Raw genomic sequence first — 5412 nt, forward strand, 5'->3', positions numbered from 1 at the left:
CTCCAAGTGGGCTACTCCGCCGCCTCGTCCTTGCCGAACGTATCGCGGTCGGGGGCGAAGCTCTGCATGGCCTCGATCGTGCGGGCGAAGAGCTCATCAAGCTCCCAGCCGAGTTTTTCGGCACCCGAACGGATTACGTCGCGCGAAACGCCGGCGGCGAAGCGCTTGTCCTTGAACTTCTTCTTGAGCGACTTCACATTGAAATCCATGACGCTCTTGCTGGGGCGCATGACCACGGCAGCGCCGATGAGGCCGGTGAGCTCTTCCGTGGCGAAGAGGATCTTCTCCATCTGGTGCTCGGGCGCCGGTAGCGAGGTGTTCCAGTCGCTCGTGTGGCTCTGGATGGCACGGATGAGTTCCGGCGTGCCGCCAGCCGCCTCGATGTCCTTTGCGGCATAGATGGTGTGGTTATCCGGGTCGTCCGCGTGCTCTTCCCAGTCGAGGTCGTGGAGCAGCCCCACGACGCCCCAGAACTCCTCGTTCTCGGGATCGAACTCGCGCGCGAAGTAGCGCATGGTCTGCTCGACGGTCTCACCGTGCTCGATATGGAAGGCATCCTTGTTGTGCTCGGTCAGAAGCGCGAATGCCTCGTCGCGCGTCATACCGGCGGAAAGCTTCTCTGCCATGAATCCCCCTTCGTCGTGTGTCGAGTGTGCTCATTATAGGACAACGTATGGAGGGGGAGATGCCTGTTGGCGCATGCGGCCGGTCATGCCTATAACTGCGTTTCAATCACTTCGTATCCTGCCTCGCGCACCGCCTTCGAGCATGCCTCCTTGTTGAGCGGATGCTTGCTTCGCACGATGACCGTACCAGGTAGCTTTGCCTCTGCGATGACGTCGAGCGATTGAAGGGCATCCTCGATACGGCGTGCGCAGTTCTCGCAGTGCATGCCGCTTACCTGCAGCTCTAGTGCATATGGGTAGCGTTTGGCATCGATATGGCGCACGCGGCGTCGCCTTTGCCGGACGGACCGGGCTCCTCCGCCCTCGCAACCACAGCCTCCGCCGCGCCCAATGCGCATCGCTTGCCGGACGAGAATAAAAACCGCGAGCGCTAAAGCGGCTCCAACGATAAGGTAGTCGACCATGCTTGCCTCCATGACTTTTCTGGGTGACGCGAAACTTTCCGATAAAAAGTAATACTAGTCTAACATTCTTTCGGCGATGCGTTGCGATCAAGAAAGCCGGGCGGTGTTCAAGACGCGTTGGTACAATGGTGCCATGAACATTCGACGCGTTTCCGAGCGCTCCAAGCGCGACTACCTTCAGTTGCTCCTGCTTGCCGACGAGCAGGAGGATATGATCGTCCGCTATCTGGGGCGCGGCACCATGTTTGCCCTCGATATAGCCGGAAAGACGGTTGGGGTCTGCGTGGTAACCGATGAAGGGGACCGCATGCTCGAGATCAAGAACCTCGCCGTCGATCCGGCCTACCAACGCCGTGGTCTTGGTCGCGCGCTCATCGAGTCCATCGCGCGAAACGCCAAGGGTACCTATGACACGCTGCAGGTGGGTACGGGGGACAGCCCGCTCACGGTGCCCTTTTACGAGGCATGTGGTTTCGTGCGCCACCACCGCATCGAGAACTTCTTCATCGACAACTACGACCACCCTATCGTGGAGGCGGGCGTTCTGCTTAAAGATATGGTTTACCTGCGGCGAAACTTATAAATCACTCGCCGCACGGGAACCCGGTGAACCCGGTTTGCCGAAGCGCCTCGTAGAGCACCACAGCGGCTGCGTTTGAGAGGTTGAGCGCGCTGATGCGGTAGTCGTTTGGGTCGATGAAGTTCCCGCAGATGTCTTGCGTGCGAAGCGCTGCGTGCTCGGTGTCCTCATCGGCGGGCTGCTTCCAGGCGTCGCGGTTTGCGAGCGATGTGCAGTCCTCGAGCATGGGAATGCGCTCGCAACATGTGGCATAGCGGGCGAGCAACTCTTCCGGCAAGCCAGCGCTCTCCTTGCCCAATACGAGGAAGTCGCCGTCGTGGTACGCGGATTCGGTATACGCGCGCCGCGCCTTCTTGGTTAGTAGGTGCAGGCGTGGTTCGGCCGCTGCCGCGGTGAGGTCGTTCGCTGCAAGGAACTCGTCCCAGCTCTCGTACACGGTTACGTCGAGGTTCGGCCAGTATCCGAGCCCCGCGCGATGGAGCGAGCGGTCGTCGAGCGAGAAACCCAAGGGGCGGATGAGGTGCAGCCGCGTGCCGGTGACGACGCACGTGCGTCCGATGTTTCCCGTGTTCGCGGGGATTTCGGGCTCTAGTAAGACGAGGTTGAACACACGCGGCTCCTTACGTACGTGAGACTTTGAGACCTGGTGCTATTGTCCCACCTGCCGTGGGACTTTGAGACCTGGTGTCATTGTCCCACTTCGGGCGCGGCCGGGGCTTCAGGCTCTTCAGGAGCAGCTGGCGCCTCGGGCGCAGGCGGCGGCGTGGGGTCGGCATCGCCCTCCACGTCGTACTCGTCGAAGTCGTCCTCCGGCCCGATGCCAATCTGGCCGATTTCAGCAATCTGCTTAAGCAGCGGAAGCTCGTCATAGTCATCCACCTCGACGCCGCCGAGCACGACGCGGTCGCGTGTTGGGTCGACGGTCGCGGTGAATACGTCAAGCGAAAAACCCGAGAGCGCGAACCCACAGGCCATGAGTATGAGTCCCAGAGCGAGCATTCCGCTGCTCACGGCAAGGAACGCTTTCTTTGCATTCGACATAAGAACCTCCTGAGTATGAGGGTGAACGGGGAGAAACAAACGACGCGGCACTGTGCCTATGGATGGATCTCCACCAACAAGTGGCTTCCGCCCGGCCTACTTCCGCCGCGCGTCGACCCGCCGGAGTCCTCTCCCGTGCGTCCCTTGGTAAACGGAGAGAATGCCTTGCGCAGCCACATGACGGAAACGCGGGCGAGGCTTTTCGTCGCCGCGAACGCCGCAGCTCCCAAGAGCAGCCCTACGCCAAGCGTGCAAAGGCCGATGCCGAGAAACGCGATCGCGAAGGCCATATGTCCGATGAGCACGCCGTCGATGGCAAGCACCCAGAAGACCGGTCCCGTCGCCGCGAAGGCGAGCGCGACGATCCAGACGCTCGCGGCGAGAATCCAGATGGCGGCGTAGATGGCGGCCACCGTGATGACGAACGCCGCGCCCAGCGAGAGCCATATGGGCGAGCCCAAGATCACAAGCACCCAAAGCAGCACTGTGCTCTTGCGACGCGTCTTTGCCACCGCGCGCGGCACCGGTGGGAGGTCATCGAGAATCGCCTCGGCCACCTCGCCGGGCGTTCCCATCGAAGCGACGGCGTCTTCTTCCGACACGCCGTCCTCCATGCGGTCGTCGATCGCCTCGGCGTAGAACGCCTGCGCCTCGCGCACCTGGTCGGCGGACAGGCAGGCGAGCAGATCGCCGAGTCGCTTCAAAAACTCCTGTTTCGTCATGACTGCGCTCCTTCAACGTAGCGGTAGATGTCTTGCACGGCAGGCCAGGCTGCCAGGAACTCCTCAATGCGCGCCCGCCCCGCGTCGGTGATGCGGTAGTACTTGCGCAGGCGGCCGTTGTGCTCGGCCGAGCGCGCCGTGATGCATCCGGCCTGTTCCAGGCGCTTGAGCACGGGATAGAGCGTCGATTCGGTGAGTTCGAGTGCTGCGGGCGCATCCTTCACGATCTGATAGCCATACGACTCGCGTCCGGCAACCGTGGCGAGCACGCACGCTTCGATGAACCCTCGCTTGAGCTGTGCTTCCATCCAATACCTCCTTTCGTCGTATACTATATAACACATAGTATACGACAAAGCAAGGCTTATTGTGTGCAAGAAGCTTTTGGCGGAAAATAACGCTAGCGAGCGGAAACGAAAGGTCGCACAGCTACCAGGAGGCCATCATGTCCCAGAAGATCGATGCATTCGAGTACGCTCCCCACATCATGAAGGAGCTTCGCGGCCATGGCGCGCTCATTACGGTGACGGGCGCGGACGGCGTGGCCAACCCCATGACGATTGGATGGGGCATGCTCGGCATCGAGTGGTCGACGCCCCAGTTCATCGCCTATGTGAACAAGACGCGATATACGCATGAGCTGCTGGAGCAGGCGAATGAGTTCACGGTGAACGTTCCGCTTCCCGATGCGGATGAGGCAGCGCGTGCACGCGCGAACAAGATTCTCGCGTTCTGTGGCAGCAAGAGTGGACGCGATGTAAACAAGACCGATGAGCTCGGGCTCTCGCTCGTCCCGGGTGAGGAGGTGTCCGCACCCGCGATCAGGGAGCTGCCGCTCACGCTCGAGTGCCGCATCATCTACCGCCGCGACCAGGATATCAGCCTCATGCCCGATGACCTGCGCCTTCGGTGTTACCCCGCCAGCGCGGAAGGCGTGGACATCTACCATACCGAGTACTACGGCAAGATCGTCGCGGCGTATATCGCGGGATAACCTCGATTTTCTTGCAAACAACAGATCATCTCGCGCCGATCGATGCGTTCAAGTGTGCGGGCAACCCACGGCCGGCCAATGACGGCGGATTGAACCTGCCTGTTGCTTGGGCGCTCGTGAAGCGGATGATGAGGCGTGCGTCCGCAGCACCGTTTTCGTGAAGCCTCGCTAGTTCACACTCGCTTCGAACGCGGACTGCACGACAGCGAGCCGCTCCTCGATGTCCTCTTCGCTCACGCCGATCGCCACGGCGAGCTCCTCGACGGACCGACGGTGCGCCTCCTTCAACACACGTGCGTAGTAGGTGCTCGGCTTTTTGGCGCGGCGTTCGGCGTCGCGGATACGGTAGCGCATGGTCTTCGCGACGCGCACCGTGGCGGGCGCCCCCTCTTTGATGAGCTTCTTGAAGTACGACTCTTCAAGCGAGCTGTTGCGCTCGGTGAACGTGTCGCATTCGATATCCGCGTAGTTCTCGATAAGATCCTCGGCCACCTCGCGGGAGATGGTCGCATGCAGACGATCGGACTGCGCGAGCGGATACTGCATGCGCGTTTTGGCGTGGCCTTGCTTGCATTCGAGAATGATCATGGGCGGCGTCGCGTCCTCTTCGATGCCGGTGACGGTGCAGACGCCCTGCCCGGGGTGAATAACGTGCTCTCCGATACGAAACATGCTTCCTCCAACTCATAAGCTGTCAACATATCCACGATACCACGTTTACGTGCGGATATATGGAAAAAGACCATGTAATGGCCACATTTTGGAATGTCATAAGACGTTTTTGGGCATTCGGGCAAGCATGATGGAAATCAACCTGGCCGGTTTTTCTCGTCATGCCTTGCATGCGCTGGTGCTATTTCGCCCATGGCGCGCTGTTATGTGCTAAAGTAAACCCCATGTATGCGCCGGTGCCCTACCCGTCACCGGCTGTCGCTGTAGCAAGGAGGAACATTCATGCCCGAGAAGATCGAAGAGCTGGTTCGCG

Annotated in this window: 9 protein-coding genes; 2 read left to right on the forward strand and 7 right to left on the reverse strand. The window is 60.6% G+C overall.

Annotated elements, in window-relative coordinates; genetic code table 11:
* Window positions 1–11: 11 nt before the first annotated feature.
* On the reverse strand, window positions 12–626 hold the full coding sequence (locus QZ079_RS07900; RefSeq protein WP_297037296.1) for an HD domain-containing protein: 615 nt from the start codon (window positions 624–626) through the stop codon (window positions 12–14).
* An 89-nt stretch (window positions 627–715) separates the two neighbouring features.
* Entirely contained in the window at window positions 716–949 is a 234-nt protein-coding gene (locus QZ079_RS07905; RefSeq protein WP_297037297.1) for a heavy-metal-associated domain-containing protein, read from the reverse strand.
* A gap of 274 nt (window positions 950–1223) precedes the next feature.
* On the opposite strand from QZ079_RS07905, the gene QZ079_RS07910 reads away from it, so the two are divergent.
* Window positions 1224–1673, forward strand: a complete 450-nt coding sequence (locus tag QZ079_RS07910; protein ID WP_297037299.1) for a GNAT family N-acetyltransferase — start codon at window positions 1224–1226, stop codon at window positions 1671–1673.
* A 1-nt stretch (window position 1674) separates the two neighbouring features.
* Here the strand turns inward: QZ079_RS07910 and QZ079_RS07915 are convergent, their stop codons facing one another.
* The 4 genes from QZ079_RS07915 to QZ079_RS07930 all read right to left on the reverse strand — a co-directional run bounded on the left by QZ079_RS07915 (window position 1675) and on the right by QZ079_RS07930 (window position 3741).
* Window positions 1675–2280, reverse strand: a complete 606-nt coding sequence (locus tag QZ079_RS07915) for a tRNA (cytidine(34)-2'-O)-methyltransferase (RefSeq protein WP_291288470.1) — start codon at window positions 2278–2280, stop codon at window positions 1675–1677.
* A 77-nt stretch (window positions 2281–2357) separates the two neighbouring features.
* A complete protein-coding gene (locus QZ079_RS07920; RefSeq protein WP_291288471.1) occupies window positions 2358–2711 on the reverse strand; it encodes a hypothetical protein in 354 nt (117 codons plus the stop codon).
* A gap of 56 nt (window positions 2712–2767) precedes the next feature.
* Complete coding sequence (locus tag QZ079_RS07925; protein ID WP_291288472.1) at window positions 2768–3433, reverse strand: DUF1700 domain-containing protein; 666 nt, start codon at window positions 3431–3433, stop codon at window positions 2768–2770.
* Window positions 3430–3741: a PadR family transcriptional regulator gene (locus tag QZ079_RS07930; protein ID WP_291288473.1), complete on the reverse strand. Its 312-nt coding sequence runs from the start codon at window positions 3739–3741 to the stop codon at window positions 3430–3432. The genes QZ079_RS07925 and QZ079_RS07930 overlap by 4 nt, the downstream gene beginning before the upstream one ends.
* 137 nt (window positions 3742–3878) lie before the next feature.
* On the opposite strand from QZ079_RS07930, the gene QZ079_RS07935 reads away from it, so the two are divergent.
* Window positions 3879–4427, forward strand: a complete 549-nt coding sequence (locus QZ079_RS07935) for a flavin reductase family protein (protein ID WP_297037301.1) — start codon at window positions 3879–3881, stop codon at window positions 4425–4427.
* 168 nt (window positions 4428–4595) lie between these two features.
* On the opposite strand, the gene QZ079_RS07940 is transcribed toward QZ079_RS07935, so the two are convergent.
* Window positions 4596–5099, reverse strand: coding sequence for a CarD family transcriptional regulator (locus tag QZ079_RS07940; protein WP_291288475.1), 504 nt, complete (start codon window positions 5097–5099; stop codon window positions 4596–4598).
* Window positions 5100–5412: the final 313 nt, after the last annotated feature.

It is taken from the genome of uncultured Enorma sp. (genome assembly GCA_905210055.1).
Taxonomy (GTDB): Bacteria; Actinomycetota; Coriobacteriia; order Coriobacteriales; family Coriobacteriaceae; genus Enorma.

Coding starts and splice junctions, on each gene's coding strand:
- QZ079_RS07910 (WP_297037299.1), top strand. CDS start 1,224: ATGAACATTCGACGCGTTTCCGAGCGCTCCAAGCGCGACTACCTTCAG.
- QZ079_RS07920 (WP_291288471.1), bottom strand. CDS start 2,711: ATGTCGAATGCAAAGAAAGCGTTCCTTGCCGTGAGCAGCGGAATGCTC.
- QZ079_RS07900 (WP_297037296.1), bottom strand. CDS start 626: ATGGCAGAGAAGCTTTCCGCCGGTATGACGCGCGACGAGGCATTCGCG.
- QZ079_RS07940 (WP_291288475.1), bottom strand. CDS start 5,099: ATGTTTCGTATCGGAGAGCACGTTATTCACCCCGGGCAGGGCGTCTGC.
- QZ079_RS07930 (WP_291288473.1), bottom strand. CDS start 3,741: ATGGAAGCACAGCTCAAGCGAGGGTTCATCGAAGCGTGCGTGCTCGCC.
- QZ079_RS07935 (WP_297037301.1), top strand. CDS start 3,879: ATGTCCCAGAAGATCGATGCATTCGAGTACGCTCCCCACATCATGAAG.
- QZ079_RS07925 (WP_291288472.1), bottom strand. CDS start 3,433: ATGACGAAACAGGAGTTTTTGAAGCGACTCGGCGATCTGCTCGCCTGC.